Below are 25,562 nucleotides of genomic sequence, written 5' to 3' on the forward strand. Positions count from 1 at the left end.
TCACCTGCCCCCGGTCCGAACCGCGTACACCTCGTACAGTTCGGTCCCGCCCAGACTCGGGTCCTGTCGAATCTGCACCGACAGGCCGTGTCGACTCACCAGGTCGCGAAACTGCGCCAGGTGCGAATCCCGGTCGTGCACCTCGGCGACGACAGCGCGGATGCGTGGCCAGTCCGCATCGGAGATGCCGTGCAGCACATCCAGTTCGGCGCGCTCGACGTCGATCTTGAGCAGCCCGATCTCGGCCTTCGGATCGAAATCGTCGAGTATCGCCGACACCGTGGTGACCTCGACGTCGATCTGCTCACCATCGTGCAGACCGGCGGTGATGAGCGCGACCGCTTCGTCGTTCAGCCCACTGTTACGCAAATAGGTCGCGGTGGCTGCGTCGTCTGCTTCGCGGTCGGCGTACAGACCGGAATTCGCCGACGCCCGCGGGTACCAGGTGAACGACGCCACGCCTGGGGCGGCTGCCACCGCGACGCGATGCGCAACCGCACGCGGTGCGTGAGCGGCGACGTTGCGCTCCAGGCAATCGAAAGTCACCGGAGCCGGCTCGGCGGCGATCACCTGAATGTCGGGGCAGGTGTCGGCGAACATCATTGTGCTGAGCCCGATGTTCGCGCCGATATCCAGTACGAGGTCCCCCGCTCGTAGGTGGGCAGCGGCACGTCGGTAGTACCCATCGGTTGCCATCTCGTTCCACAACATCCGCGCCTCTGCTGGACTTGTGCAACTGACCGTCCTGCCGTCGTCGAGTCGCAGGTGTTGGAGTTGCTGGAGAGTCGTCGTCAGCATTCGTTCATGAACCTTTCCAGAACTGGGCCGATGAGGGCCATTGCATACGGATGGGTCAACTCGAGATGGCGTGCGTCGACGACCGTGTTGTGCACGGCGCCGGTGATGTGGGGTCGCCAAGTCCGGGCGACGGCGTCGTGATCGGCTCGGTCCTTCCCAGCGGTGAAGAAGACCAGATCGCCGTCGTAGGTTCCGGGCCGATAGTCGTGGGCGACGTCGTTGGCGGTGGTGAAGCTTTCCATGACTCGATCGACCTGCTCAGCGGTGAACATTCCGGTTGCGGTCACTTGGTCACGGATGACGCCCCATGCTTGTTCGTGGGTGGTCGCGGTCACGTCGTCGCCGAGGTCGAACAGTTCGCGCCACCCACCGAGCAGGTCTGCCATGAGTTGCCCTGGAGCGGGTTCGTCCACCGGATCGATCAGCGCAGCCGACTCCGCCGAGCCGACCATGGAGTCCATCAGGGCGAGGAGACCCACCTGGGCGCCGTCGCGCTGCAGTTGCACTGCCATCGCGTGCGCGATTTCCCCGCCCAGCGACCATCCGAGCAGGTGATAGGGCCCGTGCGGCTGCACACGGCGGATCTCGGCGACGTAGCGTCGGGCCAACTGGTCCACCGATTCCGCGACGGGTTCGCCGGCTACGACATGCGGATCCTGCAGGCCGTAGACCGGGCGATCCTGGTGGAGGTGTTCGGCGAGTGCACCGTAGAACCAGGCCAACCCGCCGGCGGGGTGTACCCCGAACACTGCGGGCTGCGTACCGGTCGCGCGCAGGGGAAGCAACACTTGCAGGCCGGAGCCGCCTTCGGCGCTGTCGGCGCGTGCCGCGAGCGCCGCAGGCGTCGCGTCGTCGAACATCCACGGCAGCGCGATGGTCACGCCACGAGCACTCGACTCGCTCACCACCATCGTGGCCAGCAACGAGTTGCCGCCCAGGTCGAAGAAGCCGTCCGTGACTCCCACGCGGCGGACACCGAGCACCCGGGCATACACGTCACTGATCACCTTTTCGGTGTGCGTACGTGGCGCGACGAAATCGTTGGCCGCTGCATCGAAGTTCGGGGCGGGCAGCGCCTTGCGATCCAGCTTGCCGTTGACGGTCAAGGGCAGTTCGGGCAGCACCACGATCGTCGACGGCACCATGTAGCTCGTGAGCAGCTCGGCGGCGGTGTCGAGGACCTCATGGATATCGATCTGCTGCCCGTCGGCGGCCACAACATAGCCGATGAGCTGGTCGACATCCCGATCGTGCCGGTGCACCGCGGCCGCGGCCCGGGTGACCTGCGGATGACGGACCAGCGCGGACTCCACTTCGCCCAGTTCGATCCGGAAGCCGCGCAATTGCACCTGAGCGTCGGCGCGGCCCTCGTACATCAACTCCAGCCCCTTGGCCGACTGGCGCCACCGGCCCACGTCCCCGGACCGATACAGTCGGGCGCCGGACGGATCGAACGGATTGGCCACGAACCGGCCCGCGGTCACCGCCGCCGCTCCGAGATAGCCGCGTGCGAGTTGCCCGCCGGCTATGTAGATCTCCCCGACGGCTCCGATCGGCGTCGGACGCAGCCGGTCATCGAGCACATACACCTGCAACCCGGGCAGCGGTGACCCGATCCCGGTCTCGGTCGTGCGAGTGATCTCCGAGAAGGTGACGTGCACCGTCGTCTCGGTGATCCCGTACATGTTGACCAACCGGGGAGATCCTGGTTCGTGCGCGCCGAACCACGGGACCAATCGCGACGGATCCAGTGCCTCGCCGCCGAAAACGACGTAGCGCAAGTCGAGAGCGCCAACGGGACTACCGGTTTCACGGTAGGCACGCTCGGCATCGACGAAACCGTAGAACGCCGACGGGGTCTGACTCAACACCGTGACACGTTCGCGGGCGACGATACGCACGAAGGCCTCCGGCGTCCTCGAGGTGTCGTAGTCGACGACGACCAGCTTGCCACCCGACAACAGCGCACCCCAGATTTCCCACACCGCGAAATCGAAGGCGTAGGAGTGGAACAGTGTCCACACATCGTCCGGGCCGATGTCGAATCGCTGTGTGACGTTGGTGAACAGAGTGACCGCGTCCCGATGAGTGACCGTCACCCCTTTCGGGCGGCCGGTGGAGCCCGAGGTGTAGATCACGTAGGCGACGTTGTCGGAGCGCACCTGAGGCCACGCCGCGGACCCGGAGATCTCGGCGGCGCCTTCGACGCATTCGTCGATCCGCACGAGCGGGGCGTTGCACTCCGCAACCGCTGCGGCGGTGTCGTGTGACGCCAGCACTGCCACGGGAGCTGCGTCCTCGATCACGAACTTCACGCGCTCGGCTGGGTAGGCCACGTCCAGCGGTAGATATCCCGCACCTGCTCGTGCGACGCCGAGTAGACCCACGATGAGTTCGAGAGAGCGCGGTAAGGCCACCGCCACCAAGGATTCCGGTCCCACACCGAGTGCGCGCAGTCGCGCCGCCACTGCGGCGGCGCGCCGATCCAACTCCCCATAGGTCAGCTGCGATGTTCCATCGGTCACCGCAACCGCCTCCGGCTGCGCGGCAGCCCTGGCGGTGAACAACTCCGCGAGCGTCGTTTCGGGGACGACAGCGCCCGCATTCCCCGACGCCTGCAGCAGTTCCCGCCGCTGCGCGGGATCGACCAAGTCGATGTCGCCGACCGCGACCGTGGGATCTGCTGTCACCTCGTCCAGGATCCGCACATAGGCTTGGGCGAACCGAGTCATCGTCTCCTCGACGAACAAGTCGGCGGCGTAGGTCAGTCGTCCCAGCATGCCCTGTGCGGTACCCTGCTCGTCCAATTGCTCGACAAGCTTCACATTCAGGTCCGCTTGTGCCGGCTCGAAGCCGTTTTCGACCAGCTCGACGGTCAGACCCGGCAGCTCCAGCGGCACCGCGCCCAGATTCTGGACATCCAAGGTCACCTGATACAGCGGCAGATGCGCGGTCGACCTCACCGGATTCAACGCCTCCACGACCTGTTCGAACGGCACGTCCGAATGCGCCAATGCGGCAAGGTCGGTTTCCCTGGTCTGGGCGAGCAGGTCGGTGAACGACTGCTGCCGCGTCACCTTCGACCGCAGCACCAGCGTATTGACGAACATGCCGATCAGGTCGTCGAGCGCACGCTCTCCACGACCCGCCACGGGCGTACCGACGGCTATGTCGTCGACATCGGCGAGCCGAGACAACAACACCGCCAGTGCGGCATGCAAGACCATGAAAACCGTTGCGTTCGCCTCACGGGCAACCGCGGCGATTCGCCGGTGCAATGCCGCCGAGACCGCGAAATCGACTGTGCTGCCACGCAAGGACGCCACGGGTGGGCGCGGCAGGTCGGTCGGCAACTCCAGCAGCTCGGCCAGACCGCCGAGGGTGTCGGTCCAGAATCGCAACTGCTGCGCCATGACCGAGTTCGGGTCGTGCTCGTCGCCGAGCATCTCGCGTTGCCACAGTGTGTAGTCGGCATACTGCACTGTCAGAGCCGGCCAATTCGGCTGCGTGCCCTGCTTGCTCGCCTGATAGGCCACTGCCACATCCCGTGCCAGCGGCATCATGGACTGACCGTCGGCGCAGATGTGGTGGATGGCAACCACCAGAACGTGCGCGTCGGCGCGCAGTCGAAACAGCTGCAGTCGCACCGGAGGCGCCTGCGTCACGTCGAAGCTCGCCGAGACCGCGTCGATCACTCGGGCCATCACCTGCTGTTGGTCGACGTCGACCGGGGTCAAGGTGGGCACGAGGTCTTCGACGCCGAGCACAGCCTGGTACGGCGTGCCATCGGCCATCGGGAACGCGGTGCGCAAGGTCTCGTGTCGACCGATGACCAGGCTGCACGCCTGCCGCAGTGCGTCGAGATCGAGCTCGCCGTGCAACCGGATCACCAGTGGGATGTTGTATGCACCGACGGAGGTGTCGAGCTGATTGAGGAACCACATCCGCTGCTGGGCCAACGACAGCGGCACCCGATCCGGTCGGGTGCGCGCCGCCAACGGTGCCCGAACACTGCGGTCGAAGGTGGCCAGCCGTGCGGCGAGCTCGGCAACAGTCGAGGTTTCGAACAGATCCCGCACTCCGATACGCACACCGAGTGCGGTGCTCAGCTGTGCGCTGGCTCGGGTCGCGGACAACGAATTGCCACCGAGGTCGAAGAATCCGTCGGTCGCCCCGACTCGGTCGATACCCAAGACCGCGCCGAACACTTCCGCGACTCGATGCTCTGTCTCGGTGCTGGGGGCGACCCACTCCCGCCCGGACGAAAAGTCCGGGGCCGGAAGCGCCAGTCGATCGAGCTTGCCGGTTCTGGTGAGAGGCAGTTCGGTCAACATCACGCAGACGTCGGGCACCATGTAGCTGGGCAGACGCAGCCTGGTGGCTGCCAGGACCGCACCCGGCTCCACCTCCTCGGAACCGACGAGATAGCCGACCAGCCGGTCGACGCCACTGGCGTCTGCCCGCACGACGACGACCGCGTGCTGCACTCCGGGCTGATCGGCCAGAACGGCTTCGATCTCACTGAGTTCGATGCGTTGGCCACGGATCTTGACCTGGAAGTCACCGCGCCCGAGGCACTCCAGCGCATACTCGGGTGTCCAGCGCGCCAGGTCTCCGGTGCGATACATCCTCGATCCGGCCGCGCCGAACGGACACGCCACGAATGCGCTCGCGGTCGTCGCTGGGCGGTTCACATACCCGCGCGCCAGTTGCACGCCCGCGAGGTACAGCTCCCCCACCACACCGACCGGTACCGGCTGCAGCCAGGCATCCAACACAACCGCTGCGACGCCACCCATCGGACCCCCGATCGTGACGAGCCCGTCGGCGGAAAGGGGATCACTGATCGTGGCCAAGATCGTCGTTTCGGTCGGCCCGTAGACATTGTGCAGCTGCCGACCCGGTGCCCACGCGGAAGTGGCCTCCGGCGTGACCATCTCACCCCCCACCATCAGCACCCGCACCGAATCCAGACCTTCCGGCGACATGGTCGCCAACACACTCGGGGTCATGACCGCATGTGACACTCGTTGCTGCCGAATCAGTTCCGCCAGCTGCGGACCGCCGAACACGTCCCGCGGTGCCATCACCAACACCGCGCCATTCGAATGGGCCAACAGCACCTCGCAGAGGATGACATCGAACCCGGGTGCGGACACATGCAGTACGCGTGAGTTCTCATCGACGGCGAATCGGTCACGTTCCACAGCCGCGAAATTCGCCAACCCCTCGTGGGTCACCGCGACACCCTTCGGGGTGCCCGTCGACCCCGAGGTGTAGACCACGTAGGCCGTGTCCGCGACATGCGATTTCCGTGTACGATCCTCGTCGGTCAGCGGGGCCGCCGATCGGGACTCCATTGCGAGCCGAGTGTCCGGATCATCGAACACCACCAGCCGGACCGGCTCCGGAAGCATCGTCCGCATCGCGTCGACAGTGACCACGACACGTACATCGCAATCATCGATCATATGCGCGATCCGCTCGGCTGGATTTCGCGGATCGACCAGCACGAACGCCGCGCCGGTCTTGGTCACTGCCCAGATTGCCACCACGAACTCGACCGACCGTGCCATCACCATCGCGACCTGCTCGCCCGGGCCTGCGCCATACTCGATCAGCTGGCGCGCGACCTGATTGGACCAGGCATCGAGCTCGGTGTAAAGAATCGTGTCGGTGCCGGACACGATCGCTGCCGCATCGGGATGCGCTGCCGCACCAGCGGACAGCAACTCTGCCAGCAGGCGCGCCGGCTCGGCCCGACCGCCCGAGGCCGGCGCCAGAGCACGCCGCTCATCGACCGACAGAAGATCCACTTCACCCAAGCGCGTCTGCGGAGCGTCCAGGATCGCGCGCAGCACCATGCTCAGGCGAGCGGCGAGTCCAGCTGCGATCTGTTCCTCGACCCGAGCCCGCTGGTAGCGGATCCGGACGTGCAACCGGTCGGTCTGGTGGGCTTGCACGGTGATCGGGTAGTGCGCCGCATCGCTGCCCTGCGCCGACATCACCCGCATACCATCGATGTCGGCATCGCCGAGACCGCTGCTGTCGACGGGATAGGACTCGAAGACGACGAGCGTGTCGAACAGGGGGGCAGCCTCTACCAGCGACATGATCTTCGACAGTTCGATGTGGTGATGGTCGAGCATGCGCGTGTTGTTCGCCTGCATGTGCTGCAACGCCTCGGCGATGGTCCAGTTCTTGTGCACCTGCGCCGCGACCGGGATCGTATTGATGAACAATCCGATCATCGATTCCACGCCCGGCAGTTCCGGCGGACGCCCGGAGACGGTGCTGCCGAACACGACACGTTCGACACCGAGCAGATTCCCCAAGACCACCGCCCAGGCGAACTGCACGACGGTCGCCATGGTGACCGCCTGCTCCCGCGCATAGCGTGCCAGTTCGGCCGTGCTCGCGGGATCGAGCACCACCTCCACATCGACCGGGATGTCCGCTGTGGTGGCGGTTCGCGTGTCGGCGACCAATGTCGGTTCGGTGACCTCGCACAGCGCGTCGCGCCATACCTCGACCCCGACGGACGATTCGTGTCCAGCCAGCCACTGCATGTACGTGCGGTAGGACGGTATCGCGGGCAACGACTCTGCGCGTGCGCGCACCGCGTACAGGCCGATCAGATCGCGCCACAGCAAAGGCAGCGACCAACCATCCAGCAGCAAGTGGTGGGCAGTGAGTACCAGACGGTATTCGTGTGGCGCCACATCGACGAACAGGAACCTCAGCAGCGGAGGGTCGGCCGGATCGAACGAAATCGCCCGTTCGGCCGCGAGCAGTTCCTCCAATGTTCCCGCATCGCCACCCAGATCGACGCTGCGCCATGGGATGACCACGTCGGCGGGAACGACCTGCGCCGCGCCGCCGTCGGCTGTGCGGACGAACGCGGCGCGCAGATTGGGATGTCGTTGCAGCAGAGCCGCCGCCGACCGCTCGAGTCGCTGCTCGTCGACCTCTCCGGACAGGGCGAGCACCGATTGCGCGGTATAGACATCGAGTTCGCCCGAGGCGAATTCGATATGGAACAACAACCCGGTCTGCAACGGCGCCAACGACCACACGTCGTCGAGCGACCCGTACCGGTCGGTGAAGGTATCCAGTTCGGACTGGTCGACATCGGAATGAGCGATGTCGGCGCACGACAATCCCCAGTCGCCTTCTGCGTCGGCGGCAGTCGCGATTTCGGTCAGTGCCCCGACCCATTCGTCGACGAGTTCGGCCACGTCGGCGTGATCGAGCAAGCGAGAGGCATAGCCGACATGCGCCGACAGTCGAGGCCCGCTCGCGCCGTCCACGACGATCACATCGATGGTGATCGGCGCGGCCACGGGCATGTCCGGATCGAATGCGGCGTGCCGGTCGAGTTGCTCATCGGTCGGCATCCACGCCAGACCGGACAAGGTGGTGAGATCCACGCCGACGCGCCCCAGATTGTTGAAACCGATCTGCGGCTCCGGGAGGGCGGCCAGCCGGTCGGCTGTGCCGCTGTTCAGATAGCGCAGCAGACCGTAGCCGATGCCTTTGTCGGGGATGGACCGCAACTGGTCCTTGACCGACTTCACCACCGCGCGCACGTTCGTTGCGTCGATCCCGCTGAGGTCCAGCGCCACCGGATAGGTGTTGGTGAACCATCCCACGGTGCGCGACAGGTCGGCTCCTTCGATGATCTGCTCGGCGCGTCCGTGACCCTCCATCAGGATCTTCACCCCCGCCGGTGCATCACCGCGCCGGGCGCGCCACCGGGTCGTCGCCATGGTCAGACCGGCCAACAGCGCATCGTCGACACTGCCGCGCATCGCCGAGGGCACCGATTCGAGCAGCGCCGCGGTCACCTCCTGCGGGAGGGTGACCACCAGCTGCCGCACCGTCGACTGGGTGTCGACGGCAGGGTCCAACGCCGTGTGGCCGAGCAGGGGATCGGCCGCCGCACCCATGCGATGCCACAGCTCGAACTCTCCGGCGCGAATCGCCGCGGCATCGGACAAGGCGTGTGCCCATCGCCGCATGGACGTTCCCTGCGCCGGCAACTCCACGGGGCGTTGCTGGGTCACCTGCTGCCAGGCAGCTGCGAAATCGGGAATCAAGATCCGCCAGGACACTGCATCCACGGCCAGGTGGTGGATCACGATCAGTGCGCGCCCCTCGGCGTCGACGCCGGATTCGGGAAGCAGGCACACCACCCGCACCATCTGGCCTTCGGAGGGATCGAGACCATCCGCGGCCGCGGCCAGGGCAGCGTTCAGGACTGCAGAGAAACCCGCGCTGTCCGGAGTGTCGCGCGCTCCGAACGTGCGAGTCAGGACGGAATTCGCAGCCAGGTCGGAGTGAGCGGGTAGCACTTCCAGTCGCTGCTCGCGCAGTCGCGAGCGCAGCATATCGTGCTGCTCGAGCACCGCGTGCACCGTGGCGATCACACGATCGACCTGCGCGTCACCCGGTAGACGCACCACCGTGGACTGGGCGAAGCGTGGCGCGGCACCCAGTCGCTCGGTGAACCAGGTGACCACTGGCGTGCTGGGGATCTCCCCCACTCCGCCCCCGGGCAATTCCGGCAGCGACACGCGGTCGGTTCCCCGAGCCACGCGGGCCAGTGCGCGAACGGTCTTGTGCTCGAAGATATCCCGGCCTGTCAGGACTACCCCCGACGCCTTCAGCCGGGAGGCCAGCTGGATCGCCAGAATGGAGTCGCCCCCGAGGGCGAAGAACGAGCGCGTCACGCCCACCGACGGCAATCCCAGCACATCCGCGAAGGCGGCCGCGATGGTGCGCTCCGCATCGGTGGAGGCGGTGACGGCCTGCTCGTCGTCTGTCCCGAAGACCGGTTCCGGCAACGCTTTCCGATCGAGCTTGCCGGTCGCGGTGATCGGCATACGGTCCAGCACGGTGATCGACGACGGCACCATGTGGGCGGGCAATGCGGTTGCGGCGTGTTCGAGCACGTCGGTGGTGTCGACGACCGTGTCCGTCGCAGGCACGACGTAGGCGGCCAGCGCCGGTTGTCCGTCGGGCCGGTTGCGCGGAACGGTCACCACCGCGGCCACCGCCGGGTGCGTGGTCAGCACGGCTTCGATCTCGCCGAGTTCGATGCGCTGGCCACGTATCTTGACCTGGAAGTCGACGCGACCGAGGTATTCCAGCGCGTACTGCGGAGTCCATCGGACGATGTCCCCGGTGCGGTACATCCGGGCGCCTTGCGCGCCGTAGGGAGCGGCCACGAACGACGCCGCGGTCGTCACCGGCCGATTCAGGTAGCCGCGGGCCAGCACCGGACCCGAAAGGTACAGCTCCCCCGCAACACCGACCGGCACCGGGCGTAATCTCGCGTCCAGGACCACGGCATCCACGCCAGGGTTCGGGCCGCCGATGGTGATCGGGTCACCAGCCGACACCGGATCGCTCATCGTGGTCACGATCGTTGTCTCGGTGGGGCCGTAGATATTGTGCAGGTCCCGTCCGGGCGACCAGGTATCGATCAGTTCCGCAGGAACCGTCTCCCCGCCGGTCAGCAGCACTCGCAGCGAATCCATCCCGGCCGGTGACATCGTTGCCAGCACACTCGGGGTCAGGAAGGCGTGCGTCACCTGCTGGGATGCGATCAACCCCGACAGTTCGGGGCCGGCGAACACATCTGGCGGCGCCACTACCAGAGCCGCACTCGCCGTGTGTGCCATCAATGCCTCGAGCAGGACGGCGTCGAAGGCGGGCGCCGCCACATGCAGCACACGCGAGGCGGTGGTCAGGTGGTAGCGCGCGCCGAGTTCGGCCGCGAATCCCGCCAAACCTTCGTGGGTGACCACGACGCCTTTCGGTGTGCCGGTCGACCCGGAGGTATAGATCAGATACGCCGCCTGCGCGACCCGCAGTGTGCGGCCACGGTCGGTGTCGGTGATCGCGCGGTGGGGCTGCGCCTCGACCTCGGTGACGATGTCCGGGTCGTCCAGCGCCAGCCACCGAATACTGCTGGGCAACGGGGCGCGAGCGGACAGGAACGTGAGACCGAGTTCGACACCCGAGTCGCTCACCATGTGCGCAATCCGCTCGGCGGGATACCGCAGATCGACCGGAACGAACGTGGCGCCGGTCTTCGCGATCGCCCACAAAGCGATGTGATAGTCGACCGACCGTGGCGCGGCCAGCGCGACACGTGTTCCTGGCCGTGCTCCGGCATCGAGCAAATAGTGGGCCAGTCGGTTGGCGCGTCGGTCGAGTTCGCCGTAGGAGAGCGTCTCGGTTTGCCCGATCAGAGCTACTGCCGACGGGTCCGCGGCAACGGCAGCCGCCAACAGGTCCGGCAGCGCGCACGCTCGTGTGGGTGGGCCTCCCCGGGCCGGGACCAGGCGTTCGGTCTCTTCGGCGCTCAGCAGGCCGACAGCTCCGATCGGCCGCGTCGGATCGATTGTCAGAGCCTCGAGGACTCGAACGAACCGATCACTCACCATCCGAGCGGTTGTTTCCACGAAAATATCTGTGGCATAGATGATCTCGCCGTCGATTCCGGCTGGCCGGCTAGCATCGAAGCGTTCGGTCAGCAACATGGTGAGATCGGACTTGGCCTGGGCAATGCCCGGGTCGAGTAGTTCGATACCGATGCCGGGCAACTCGAAACGAGCCGCTGGTGTGTTCTGCAGCCCGAACATCACCCGGTACAGCGGCGAGTCGGCCGTCGACTGCGGACGATCGAGAATCTCGACGAGCCGTTCGTAGGGCAGGTCCGGGTGTGCGAGCGCGTCCAAGTCGACATCGCGTACGTCGCTCAGCAGTTGCTGGAACGAGCGTTCGGGGTGAACCCGGGTACGCAAGACCACTGTGTTGACGAACATGCCGACCAATTCGTCCAACTCCGGCCTGCCGCGACCGGCGACCGCTGTACCGATCGAGACATCGTCACCGTGCGTGGTGCGCGCCATCAGGATCGCCAGCGCTGCATGCAACACGACGAACACGGTGACACCCTCGCGGTGTGCCAGCCGCACGATGTCGTCGTGCAATCGCGCCGGCAGCTCGACGCGAACGGCGGCGCCGGCCATCGACATCGTGGTCGGCCGAGGCCGGTCGCTCGGCAGCGCAGGCACTTCTGGCGCATCGCCGAGAACCTCGGTCCAGTATTCGATCTGCCGAGCGATCGGTGAGGTCGGGTCCTCCTCGGAGCCCAGCGTGTCCGCTTGCCACATCGCATAGTCGGCATACTGGATTTCCAGAGGTTGCCACTGCGGCGCCCGACCGCGCACTCGAGCGCCATAGGCGGAGAACACATCTCGTGCGAGCGGAGACATCGACGATCCGTCGGCCGCAATGTGGTGGACCACCAGCACCAGGACATGGTCATCGGTCGGCGTGCGATACAACCGCACCCGCACGGGCACCGATTGCGTGACATCGAATCCTGTCTCGACGACGACTCGGACCCGGTCGGCCAGATCCGCTTCGTCGCACACCGGCTCCGCGGCGAACACCACATCCGCGGTTGCGTGCATGTCATCGTGCACGATCTGGCACGGTGTGCCGTCGATCATCGGGTAGGTCGTCCGCAGCGGCTCGTGCCGGGCCACCACGTCCAGGAACGCTTCCCGCAGCGCCGTGATGTTCACCGCTCCGGTCAATCGGGCGGCGAAACTGATGTTGTATGCCGCCGAACTCGGGTCGAGCTGATTGAGATACCACATCCGCCGTTGCGCCGCCGCCAGGGGAATCGTTGCCGGGCGGGGGCGGGGCGACAGCGGTACGTCCTCGGTCCGGGTGCGTGCGGCGACTCGCTCGGCCAATGCGGCGATCGTGGGCGCATCGAAGACATCCCGGATACCGATCTCGACACCGAGCGCTACTTGTGCGCGCGCCGCGATCCGGACGGCCGACAGCGAGTTGACGCCGACTTCGAAAAGGTTCGCCACGACACTGACTCGGTCCACTCCGGTGAGCTCCGCGACCACACGCGCGAGCACCGCCTCGCGGTCGGTTCGTGGTGAGACGAAGGTCTGACCACCGTCGAATACCGGGCGGGGCAGCGCAGCCCGATCGAGCTTGCCGTTGGCGGTGAGTGGCATCGTGTCGAGTATCTGCACACTGTCGGGAACCAGGTAGGCCGGCAAGGTCGCGGCGAGTTGGTCGCGAAGTGCCCGCGCGTCGACCACCGCGCCTGCGACCGGCGTCGCGTAGGCGTGGATTCGGTCCGATGTGGCGAGCACGACCGCCCGCGCGACCTGTTCGATCGCCTGCAGCGCCGCTTCGATGTCGCCCGGCTCCACCCGCTGACCACGCACCTTCACCTGCAAGTCTGCGCGGCCCAGATATTCCAGCTCCCCCGACTTGCGCCAGCGCGCGAGATCGCCGGTGCGATAGAGCCGCTCACCCGCCGCGCCGAACGGATGCGCGACGAAGGCGCAGCAGGTGAGGTCGGCACGCCCGTGATAGGCGCGCGCCACCTGTGCGCCCGAGACGTACAGTTCACCGGCAACCCCGACCGGGACCGGTCGCAGGCGGGCATCGAGCACGAAGACCTGCATCCCGGAAACCGGCACGCCGATCGGCACCGAGGCGAGGTTCGGCGCCCCCCGCCGGCACGGCGCCGCGGTGACGACCTCGGCCTCCGCTGGCCCATACCAGTTCACCAGCTCCGCGCTCGGGAACCTCGTTTCCGCGGCGTCCACGGTGTGTTGAGCCAGAGCTTCACCAGCCAGGAACACCCGTCGTAGCGACGACGCATCGGCCCCGTCCACAGCTTCCAGCAAAACCTCGAGCATCGAGGGGACGAAGTGCACGGTTGTGATGTGCATGTGCGCGATGACCTGTGTGATGTAGTGCGGATCGCGGTGCCCGCCCGGAGCGGCAACGACGATCTGCGCTCCGGTCTGCAACGGCCAGAACAACTCCCAGATGGCGATGTCGAAGGTGATCGGCGTCTTGTGCAGCACCGCGTCGGACCGCCCGTGCGGCCACTGGTGCTGCGCCCATGCCAGTTGGCTCGTCGTCGCGGCGTGGGTCAGGGCGACACCTTTGGGCACGCCGGTCGAACCCGAGGTGAACAAGATATAGGCGACATTGTCCGGCCGCAGTGGACCCCGTCGGTGGGCGTCGGTGATCGGAGACTGCGACAGACCCGATGCGTCCACTCGATCCAGCCGAACGATCGGGAACGTATCCGGCAGATCGTCACCGTCCGCGGCTGTCGTGAGCACCAGCAGCGGCTGTGCCACCGACAGCGCTCGAGCAATGCGGGCACTCGGATGCTCCGGGTCGATCGGAACGAAGGCCGAGCCCGTCTTCACCACCGCGTACAGGGCGGTCACGAGTTCGACCGAGCGGCCGATGGCCACCGCCACCGCTGTCTCGGGCCCGGCGCCGCGGGCGATCAGCCAGCGAGCGAGCCGATTCACACGGGCATCGAACTCCTGGTAGGTCAGCGCCACACTGGTTTCGGGTTCTCGGATCGCCAGATCGTTCGGGGTGCGGGCAACCTGCGCATCGAACGCGTCGACGAGCGTTCGACCACCGCCGACACCGGCGCCGGTGTCGTTCCACTGGTGCAGCACCTGGTTCCGTTCGGCCGCATCGAGTAGATCGATCTCGCCGACAGCCATGTCGGCGTCGGCGGCGATCGCATCGAGGACCCGGACGAATTGTTCGGCCAGGCGCACCACCGAGTCGTGATCGAAGACATCGGTGGCATAGGTGAGGCGCAAGGTCATACCGGTGGGCTCGTTGTGTATGCCGTGGCCCTCGGTCATCATGAGCAGCAGGTCGTAGATCGCGGCACTGTCACCCGGGTCCAGGTTCTCGACGGTGAGTCCCGGCAGTTCCACCTGCACCGGCGCCATGTTCTGATAGGCGAGCAACACCTGGAACAGTGGCGAATGCGAGGTGGAGCGCACCGGATCGAGCGCCTCGACGACATTTTCGAACGGGACCGTGGCGTGGTCGTAGGCCTCGACGTCGGTGCGCCGCACGTGCGTCAGCAGGTCCAGCACGGATTGATCCGGCCCGGGCCGAGTCCGCAGGACGAGAGTGTTCACGAACATCCCGACCAGACCGTCCAGCGTCCTATCGCCACGTCCGGCGTGTGGCACACCGATCGTGACGTCATCGCTGCCGGACAGCTTCGACAACAACACCGCCAATGCCGCGTGCACCACCATGAACGTGGTCGCCCCGGCGCGCCGCGCCAGCGCTTCCGCCCGTCCCTGCAACTCGCCCGAGATCGTCATTTGGACAACAGCGCCGCGTTGGGACCGTTCGATCGGCCGTGGCCGATCGAACGGCAGGTCGATCCGGTCGGGTATGCCCGCGAGTCGAGTGCGCCAGTACGCGATATCGCGGGCCACAGGCGAGTGTGGGTCGTCCGCCGAGCCGAGCACATCGCGCTGCCAGAGCGCGTAATCCACGAACTGCACCGCCAGTGGCGCCCAATCCGGCCGGCTACCGCTCGACCGCGCCGCGTAGGCACTCATCAGGTCAGCAGCGAGCGGCGCCACCGAAAAGCCGTCACAGCTGATGTGATGCGCGGCCACCGCGATCGTCCATGCCGCGTCCGACAACTGGAACAACACCGCACGCGTTGGCACACTCTTCGCCACATCGAAGCCGCTGCTGCAGAATTCGGCCAACCGCTGGGGCAGCTCCCGCTCGCCGATCGGTTGCGGCGTCAGATCGATCGTCGCGGTGACATCGGCTGCGTCCAGGACAACTTGTGTCGGGGTGCCGTCGATCGCCGGATAGATCGTACGCAGACTTTCGTGACGCTCGAGGACGTCTCCGACGGCGGCGGACAACGCCTCGAGATCGAGGTTTCCGTCCAGCCGCAGGGCCAACGGCACCACATATCCGGGTGCGTCCGGATCGAACTGGTTGAGAAACCACATCCTCGTCTGCGCATGCGACAGCGGGATGTGCTCCGGCCGAGGTCTCGCCGCCGGAGCGGGCAGGTTCGGCACCGCGCGCAGTTGCCCGATGCGTGCGGCCAGGTCCGCGACCGTGGGCGCTTCGAAGATCACGCGAACGGGGATGGATGCGTCGACGACGTCGGCTATGCGGCTCAGTGCGCGCGCCGCGACGAGAGAATTCCCACCGAGGTCGAAGAAGTTGTCGTCCGCGCCGACCTGCGGCCGGCCGAGAAGCTCGCCGAACACGGTCGCGATGGCTTGCTCGGCGAGCCCGTGCGGCGCTCGATACCGCGGTGTGTCGACGACCGTGTCCGGCACGGGCAATGCCGCATAGTCCACCTTGCCGTTCGCGGTCAGCGGGATGGCCTCGATGTTCAACACCGACGTCGGCACCATGTAGGCGGGCAGCCGATCCAGGAGAAAACTGCGCACCTGTGTGGCATCGACAGTCTGCGAGGCCACCACATAGGCGACCAGACGCGACACGTCTGCATCGCTTCGGGCCTGGACGACGGCCGCGTTCACCTGCGGGTGCGCGACCAATGCGGCCTCGATGTCACCGAGTTCGATACGCAGGCCGCGAATCTTCACCTGGGTGTCGGACCGGCCGACGTAGCGCAGGTTCCCGTCGGTGTCCCACCGAACCAGGTCGCCGGTTCGGTACAGGCGAGAACCGTGTGCGCTGGAGAAGGGGTTCGCCACGAACGTGGTCGCGGTGAGACCGGGACGTTCGTGATAGCCCCGAGCCAGTTGAACACCACCGAGATACAACTCGCCGGTCACGCCGACCGGCACGGGATGCAGTCGTGAATCCACGACGTGGACGGTCACGTTCGCCTCGGGCACGCCGATCGGCACAACGGTCGCGTCAAGGGCCTCGACCCGGTGGGCGGTCACACTGACCGCGGCCTCGGTGGGGCCGTACAGATTGTCGATGCGCGCGCTGCTGAGTTCGCGCAACCGGCGCACTGTTTCGATGGGAAGCGCCTCCCCGATACACAGCACCTGCCGCAGGTCGGGAAGCTCGCGTCCCGCGGCCACGTCGAGGAATGCCGACAGCAGGGAGGGAACAAAATCCGCTGTGGTCACGTGATGTTCGGCCATCGTCGCGACCACGGATTCGGGATCCGTGTGCGCGGTGGCGCCCGCGACGACCAGCGCGGCGCCGCAGGTCGGCGCGGAGAACAGTTCCCAGACAGACAAATCGAACGTCACCGGTGTCCGCAACATCATGACGTCATCGCCGCCGAGACGATAGTGGCTGTGCATCCAGCGCAGTTGATTCACCACTGCCGCATGCGATACAGCCACGCCTTTCGGTACTCCGGTCGAGCCGGAGGTATAGATCACATACGCCAGATCGTCCGGCTTCGACTGTCGAATGCGATCGGCGTCGGTCAGCGGCGAAGGGTCGCGGTGTTCTGCGTCGAGTTCGTCGAGCGTCCACACCGGCACGTCGTCGGGTAGTGCGGGCTCGTCGGAGGGTCGGATCACCACCGCGCACGGCTGCGCGGCGCGGACAACGGCACGTATCCGATCGAGTGGGTGATCCGGATCCAAAGGCAGGTAAGCAGCACCCGCGGCATGAATGGCATACAGCGTGGTCAGCAGATCCACCGAACGGTGCATCGCCACGCCCACCAGGGTTTCCGGGCCGATGCCGCGCTCGATCAATGCTCGTGCGCGCGCATTGACTCGGGCCGCGAACTCGCGGTAGCGCAGCCGCCCACCGCTGTCGACGTCGAGCACCGCCGTGCTCTCCGGCGTCGCAGTCGCCTGTGCCGCGAACAAATCCGCGACCGTGGCCGACGCCGCCGGCACGACCGTCCCAGCGGCCCGTATGGCCAGTTCCCGAGCCTCCTGCGCGGACAGTAGATCGATGTCGCCGATGGCGCAGGTAGGGTCGGCGACCACCCCGCGCAGCAACGCCACGTAGCGATCGAATATCGAGACCACGGTCGCCTCGTCGAACAGGTCTGTCGCGTAGCCGAATTCGACCTCCATATCGCCCGGCTCGCCATCCGGTTCCAAGGTGTCGACGAGATTGAGGTGCAGGTCGTATTTGGCGACGTTCGGATCGGCCATCTGCACCGAAACCGTCAGGCCTTCGAATTCCACGGTCGGGATTTCGATGTTCTGGAACGAGAAGCCCACTTGGGTCAGCGGTGCGTGTGCGGTCGACCGAGGCGGATTCAGCACCTCGACCAGCCGCTCGAACGGGATGTCGGCGTTCTCGAAGGCGGCCAGATCGGTTGCCCGGACTTGGTCCACGATCTGAAGGAACGACGCACCGGGTTCGATGCGTGTCCGCAGCACCAAGGTGTTGACGAACATTCCCACCAGGCCATCCAGTCCGGGCTCGCCCCGACCGGCGATCGGAGTGCCGACCGCGATGTCGCCCGTTCCGGCAAGTCGGGCCAGAATCGCCGCGTACGCCCCATGCATCACCATGAAGACCGTTGCGTCGTGTCGCCGGGCGAGTGCGACCACCTTCCGATGGAGGTCCGCCGGCAGCCTTGCCGACACCGTCGCACCATGGAAGGACTGCGCGGCAGGTCGTGGACGATCCGTGGGAAGGTCGAGCACCTCCGGCAGTTCGGCGAGAGCCGCCACCCAGTGTTCGATCTGGGCAACGGCCCGACTGTGCGGATCGTTCTCGGTGCCGAGCAGAGCGTGTTGCCACAGAGCGTAGTCCGCGTATTGCACGGGCAACGGCGCCCAGCGCGGCGCTGCGCCCTGGACTCGCGCCTCGTAGGCGGTCATCAGGTCCGCGGCGAGTGGCGCGAGGGATGCGCCATCGAAGCTGATGTGATGGACCACGAGCACCAGGGTGTGCTCGTCGGGTGCGCTGCGCAGCAGGGTGATCCGAAACGGAAGCTGTGTCGTGACGTCGAACCCGGCTGTCACCTCGGTGTGGATTCGCGCCTCGATCTCGTTCGCCTCGATCGGCGCCAGCGGTGAGTGCGGCAATGCGGCGCCGACCGAGACGATCATCTGATGTGGCCCGGTGTCGCTGTCCGGGTAGACGGTGCGCAACGATTCGTGTCGGTCCAATACATCTGCGATCGTCGCGTGCATGGCGTCCACATCGAGATCGCCCGACATGCGCACGACCAGCGGGATGTTGTATATCGCCGAGCTCGTGTCGAACTGGTTGAGAAACCACATGCGAGCCTGTGCGGGCGACAAAGGAATCCGCTCCGGACGTTCTTGCGGTACCAGAGGGTGTCGTTCGGCCACATCAGCGGCGGCGAGGTGTTGGGCCAATGCCCCGATGGTCGGGGTCTCGAACAACGTGCGCAGTGGAACATCGACACCGAACGCGCCGCTCAGTTGTGCCGCCGCCCGAGTCGCCGACAGTGAGTTGCCGCCCAGCGCGAAGAAACTGTCGAGTATGCCGACACGTTCGATGCCCAGCACCTGCCCACAGACGTCGGCGACGATCTGTTCGGTAGGGGTTCGCGGCGCAACGAATTCGGCGGCCGGGGCGAACTCCGGCGTCGGCAACGCTGCCCGGTCCACCTTGCCCACCGACGACAGCGGGAGCTCGTCGAGCACCGACACGGCATCGGGAACCATGTGCGACGGAAGTCGTTGCGCGGCAAAGGTCACCAATTCCACGGTGTCCACAACGCCATCCGCGGGCGTCACGTATGCCGCCAGCCGTGCACCACTGTCGGTGGTCACACCGACCACCACGGCCGTCGCCACAGTGGGATGAGCGGCCAGGACGGCCTCGATTTCGCCGAGTTCGATCCGTTGACCGCGAATCTTGACCTGGAAGTCGGTCCGTCCGAGATATTCCAGAGTGTGCTCCGTGGTCCAGCGCGCCAGGTCACCGGTGCCGTACATGCGCGTACCGGCCGGACCGTAGGGGTTGGCGACGAACCGGACGGCTGTCGAATCGGGCCGGTTGAGGTAGCCCCGAGCCAATTGCATGCCGGAGACGTACAACTGCCCGGTCACTCCGACCGGTACCGGCCGCAGACAAGCATCCAACACGACAGCATCGACACCACGAATCGGGCCGCCGATCGTGACCGGCTCCCCGGCGAACAGTCGATCGCTGATCGCCACCATGATCGTGGTTTCGGTGGGCCCGTACCCGTTGTGCAATCGCCGTCCCGGCGCCCACACCGCGGCCGTCTCGGCCGACACCGCTTCGCCACCGGCCACCAGTACCTGCAACGAGTCCAGTCCGTCCGGCGACATCGTCGCCAGCACGCTCGGTGTGATGAAGGCGTGGGACACCTCGTGAGTTCGAATCAACTGCGCCAGCGGCCCGCCAGCAGAAACCTCTGGCGGCGAGATCACCAGCACCGCACCGTTCGCGTGCGCCATCAACAGCTCCAGAACGACCGCGTCGAAACCGGGCGCCGCCACTTGCAGCACCCGCGACCGCTGCTCGACGCGATAGCGTTCCCGCTGTTCGACCGCGAAGTTCGCCAATCCTTCGTGGGTGACGGCCACACCCTTCGGCGTGCCGGTCGAGCCAGAGGTGTAGAGCACGTAGGCCACATCCAACACTCGACAGGGTCGGGTGCGGTCGGCGTCGCCGACCGGTGCCGGGGAGTGCGCCTCGACGAAGGCCGCTGTCTGCGGGTCGTCGAGAACCAACGCTCGGACTTGGCCGGGAACCAGCGCTCGGACGGCCTGGATCGTCACCGCGATCTCGACATCGGAGTCGGCGACCATGTGGTCGACCCGCTCACGGGGATGGCGTGGATCGACGGGTACGAACGCGGCACCCGCTTTGACCACCGCCCACACCGCGACCACGAACTCCACCGATCGGCCCATCGCCACCGCGACCTGGCGACCGGGACCCATGCCCCAATCGATCAGCACCCGCGCAACGCGATTGGACCACGCGTCGAGCTCTCCGTAGGACAGCACGCGCTGGCCCGACACGACTGCCACAGCGGTCGGATCGGCTACCGCGAACACCTCGGCCAGCACCCGCGACGGCTCGGCTCGACCGCCCGAGGCCGGCAGGAGCTCCAGCCGCTCGACCCCGGACAACAAGTCCACATCGCCAACCCGGGCGTGCGGATTCGACACGACCGCGTCGAAAACCCGATTCAGGCGTGCGACCAGCTCTTCCGCGCTCTCGCGGTCGAACATGTCCGTGGCATAGTTGAGCCGCAGCGCGACATCGCCACCCGCGGCGGAATTCTCGGCGACGGTGACGATGATGTCCACCTTGGCCGGCTCTGCCCCGGGATCGAGGAACTCGACGGTGAGCTCGGAGAGCTCCAATCGCGGGCGGTCCATGTTCTCGAAAGCGAGATACACCTGGCACACCGGGGCGTATGCGGTCGACCGCTCCGGATGCAGTTCCTCCACCAAGCGCTCGTACGGTACATCGCTCTGTGCGAAGGCATCGACATCGATGTCCTTGACCCGTGACAGAAACCCCATGAACGACTCGCCGGAACGCACCTCGGTGCGCAACGGCACGGTATTGACGAACATGCCGACCAGTGGCTCCAGCGCACGCTCGCCGCGTCCGGTGACCGGTGTCCCGATGGTGATGTCGGTGCTGTCGGCCAGTCGGGCCAGCAGGACGGCCAGCGCGGCGTGGACGACCATGAAAGTCGTGACGTCGGCGGCGCGCGCCAATTGCTCGATGCCGGTGAAGGTGGCGGCAGGAATCACCGTGTCCGTGATATCCCCGGCCATGGACTGCTGTGCCGGACGCGGACGATCGGTGGGCAGTTCGAGAACCGGTCGCATGCCCTCCAGCCGCCCTGCCCAATAGCGCAGCTGGCGCGCCACGATCGAGTCCGGATCGGTCGCGTCACCCAGCACCGTGCGATGCCACATGCTGTAGTCGGCGTATTGCACCGTCAGCGGGGGCCAATCGGGTGTCTTGTCGGCCGCTCTCGCTTCGTAAGCGATGGCGACATCGGCCGCAAGCGGCCGCAGAGAGGAACCGTCGCAGCAGATATGGTGCAAGACGACGACCAGTACGTGCCGTCGCCGATCCGCTGTCGCCAGCAGCGCAACCCGGATCGGCGGGCGTTCCCGTAGGTCGGTGCCTATCCTGGTCAAATCGCGAATTCGCGGCGCGATGTCATCCGGGTCGGTCGGCTGCGGCGACAGATCGAGGTGGGCGAGGACCTGCTGTGTCGGCAGGATTTTCTGGGTTCCCTCTCCGTCGACGGCTGGATAGACCGTGCGCAGCGATTCGTGCCGCTCGAGCACGTCGGTCAGTGCCGCGCGCAGAGCGGCGGCATCGAGACGTCCGGACAGCTGCACCACCAGCGGGATGTTGTATGCCGCCGAGCCCGGATCGGCCTGGTTGACCAACCACATTCGATTCTGCGCCGGAGCCAGCGGGATAGGGTCGGGTCGGCGCTGGGCAGCCAGAACGGGTTTGGCGGATCGGCGACCGTCCTCGAGCGTGGCGGCGAGCTCGGCGACCGTCGGCTTGACGAACAGGTCACGGACCGACACGTCGTAGCGGGTGGCCTCCGCAATGCGCACGGCGGCGCTGGTCGCGGTGATCGAATTGCCCCCGAGTTGGAAAAAGCTGTCCAGGACACCCACGCGATCCAGGCCGAGAACCTCGGCGAACACGTCGGCGATCGATTCCTCGACCACTGTGCGGGGCGCCACGTACGCCGCACCCGAGTCGAATGCCGGCTCGGGCAGGGCTCGATGGTCCACTTTGCCGTTGACCGTCAGTGGCACTGCATGGATCTCGACAATGCTCGCCGGCATCATGTAATCCGGCAGCGCCGCGCCGATATGTGTACGCACATCGGCGGCGTCGCAGCCGGTGTCGCCGGCCGGCACGACGTATGCCACGATGCGGGCCGCCTCGGTGCCCGGGAGATGCACGACGACAACCGCTGCAGAGACAGCGCTGTGGCTCAGCAGTGCATTGCGGATCTCGTCCAATTCGATGCGGAATCCGCGCAGCTGCACCTGGTCGTCGGCACGCCCGCGGTACTCCAATTCGCCACGATGATTCCATCGCGCGATATCCCCACTTCGGTAGAGTCGCTCGCCCGACGCATCGAACGGGTTCGCAACGAAACGTCCCGCAGTGAGCGCAGGTCGCCCCAGGTATCCGCGGGCAAGTTGTGCTCCTGCGACATAGATCTCGCCCCAAGCTCCCAGTGCGCACGGACGCAGCCGAGTGTCCAGGACGTAGGCACGCAACCCGGGCAAGGCCGGACCGATCGTGCTCGGCGCGCCGGGCGCAGCAATATCCGAGGTCAGTCGGAGAAAAGTGACGAACACGGTGGTTTCGGTGATGCCGTAACTATTGGCCAGTACCGGCAGATTCGGGTTGTGTTCATACCAGTCGGCCAACCCCGCCGGGTCGAGGGCTTCACCCGAGAGCACCACGAGACGAAGCGCAAGCTCGCCCTCGCCGGTTCCGGATTGCACGTACCGCTGCTGCGCCGCCACGAACTGATTGAACGCTGACGGCGTCTGACTGAAGACGGTGACCTTCTCACGCGCCACCAGGCGTACGACCTCGTCCGGCGCGCGGCTGGTGGGGGTGTCGACAACGACGATGCGGCCACCGGTGACCAATGGCCCGAATATTTCCCAGATCGAGAAGTCGAACGCGAACGAGTGGAACAACGTCCACACGTCGCCGGCCTGGATTCCGGCCTCGGCACACGAGTTCGCCAGGTAGGTGGCGGCCGCACGATGGGTGATCGACACGCCTTTCGGTCGCCCGGTCGAACCAGAGGTATAGATCACGTATGCGAGGTGGTCGGGATGCAACGCGCCGATCCGGTGTAGGTCGGTGACCGGGTGCAGATCGTCGTCCACAACGTCCTCGAACAGAACGACTCGCGCAGCAGTGGCCGGAAGGTCGTCTCGGTTGCTCCGATTGGTCACGACCGCGATCGGGGCGGCATCGTGCAGGATGTATTCCAGCCGCTCGACCGGGTGGGCCAGGTCCAACGGCAAGTACCCAGCGCCCGATTTCAGGACACCCAATGCGGCGACGATCAGATCGGCATCCCGCGACATCGCAATGGCTACCATCGATTCGGGCTGCGCACCCGCAGCGATGAGCCCTTGGGCCACGCGGGTGGATCGTTCATCCAGCTCGCGGTATGTCAGAGCCGTGGCGTCCGCGGTGACTGCCACCGCGTCCGGCGTGGCGGCAGCCTGCCGCGAAAACAGTTCCACCAATGTCGCCGCGGGCCGTGCACCGGCCCGGCCGGCGAGGTCGCGCAGGATGCGCTGTTCCTCGGCAGGCGTGACGAGCTCGATGTCCGCCACAGCAGTGTCGGGCGCCGATTCCATCAACCGGCTCAGGAAATCGACGAACCGGCCGACGTGAGCTTCGAGTTCGCTCTGCTCGTACAGGTGTGTGTTGCCGTGCAACTCGATGAGCAGCGGCGCCTCGGCCCCCGAACGGTACAGGTTCAGCTGCAGGTCATCGAGCGCACCGGAGGTCAACGCGTGGTATCGACCGGTGGCCGCCCCGAGACGAATCTCGGTGTCGAAGAACAGGATGTTGACGATCGGCCCGAACGAGGTCGCGGAGGCGTCGAGTGCGTTCGAATCGCGGCGCAGATCCTCGAACCGGTACAACTGGTGCCGCATCGCCGAGACGAGTTCGGACACCGAGGCACGAATCAACGCGTCCACTGTGGTCGTCGCATCGATGGCGAAACGGATCGGCACCATGTTCGCCAACATCGCGCCGGCATTGCGCAAGCGCTTCGTCACGCGCGCACTCACCGGTAGCGACAGCACCACATCGTCGGCGCCGGACATCCGCGCGAGGAACGCAGCGAACGCCGCGACGACGACCTGGGCCGCGGAGGCGTGTCCCGAGGCGGCGAAGCGGTCGAGCATGTCCGACACCCGCGACGGCAGTTGCAGCGCGGCGACGCAGTCGACCTTGCTCGGGCGTGCTGTGCGCCCGGACAGACCGACCGGCACGGGCAGGTCCGTGACCTTGTCCAGCCAGTATGCTTTGTCTGTTTCGAACCTGGAGCTGGCCCGGTAGGCGCTTTCGGTTTCCACGATGTCGCGCAGGCTTGCAGCGACCAATCGCGTGGGCGCTCTGTCCTCGAGCAGAGCGTTGTACCGTTCGGCGATGCGGGTCACCCCGTTGAAGGCGCCGTACCCGTCCATCACGAGATGATGGGCGCGGGCGTACCAGAAGTACCGTTGCGCGCCGACCTTGATCAGCCGGGTCCTGACGAGCCGGTCACGGCCGAGGTCGAGCACTTTGGTGTTGTAGTCGCGGCGCATCCATTCCATCGCCGCCTCGACCGGGTCGTCGGCATCACTGAGATCCAGCATGTCCTCGTCGTAGGACGTGATACTGCGGTCGACGAATTGAAACGGGCGACCTTCGGACTCCACCACCCGCACCAGCAGCGACTCGGTCTCACGTCCGCCCTCGGTCACGGCTTCGACGAACGCGTCGACATCGACCGGCCCCTCGATGTCGACATAGTGTGCGATGTTGACAGCCGGTCCGCCGGGCATTTGATCCGCGAGCCACATGCCATACTGCGCCCTCGAGAGTGGAATGAGCTCCGGACCGTCCCCGGTAGATCCGTCTGACTTCGGATTCATCGCATGACCCCTAACTCATACCCGGACGCGCGAAAGGACGGCGGAAGCTCACCGTCTGCCGCATCCGAAATCTGCGTCGTATATGAATTTTGTCCAGTTCGAAATGGCGCTACCCCTGTAGTTCGATGCGCCGATCAGGTACCGCGTATAGCTCTATTCGCCGGGCACAGAATCGAACCGCGCCGGCGGTACTTCTACAGCGACTACCACACCTCCCGTTTGTCCATATTTCTCGACATTTCGAAAACTGAAAACGAGACATTTGCACCAGTGGAAAAACATCGCGAAACATCCGCGCGCATGCGG

At 66.1% G+C, this 25,562-nt stretch carries 2 protein-coding genes; both read right to left on the bottom strand.

Translation table 11 applies throughout. The features are described from left to right. Window positions 1-798, bottom strand: coding sequence for an FkbM family methyltransferase (locus K940_RS0106685; RefSeq protein WP_028476899.1), 798 nt, complete (start codon window positions 796-798; stop codon window positions 1-3). Beyond that, complete coding sequence (locus tag K940_RS27195) at window positions 792-25,256, bottom strand: non-ribosomal peptide synthase/polyketide synthase (protein ID WP_081706193.1); 24,465 nt, start codon at window positions 25,254-25,256, stop codon at window positions 792-794. The genes K940_RS0106685 and K940_RS27195 overlap by 7 nt, the downstream gene beginning before the upstream one ends. Between the last annotated feature and the right edge of the window lie 306 nt (window positions 25,257-25,562).

This window comes from Nocardia sp. CNY236 (genome assembly GCF_000482385.1).
Classification (GTDB): domain Bacteria; phylum Actinomycetota; class Actinomycetes; order Mycobacteriales; family Mycobacteriaceae; genus Nocardia.

What these genes read in the sequence shown, in the direction of transcription:
- K940_RS27195 (WP_081706193.1), bottom strand. Translation starts at nt 25,256, where the DNA reads ATGAATCCGAAGTCAGACGGATCTACCGGGGACGGTCCGGAGCTCATT.
- K940_RS0106685 (WP_028476899.1), bottom strand. Translation starts at nt 798, where the DNA reads ATGCTGACGACGACTCTCCAGCAACTCCAACACCTGCGACTCGACGAC.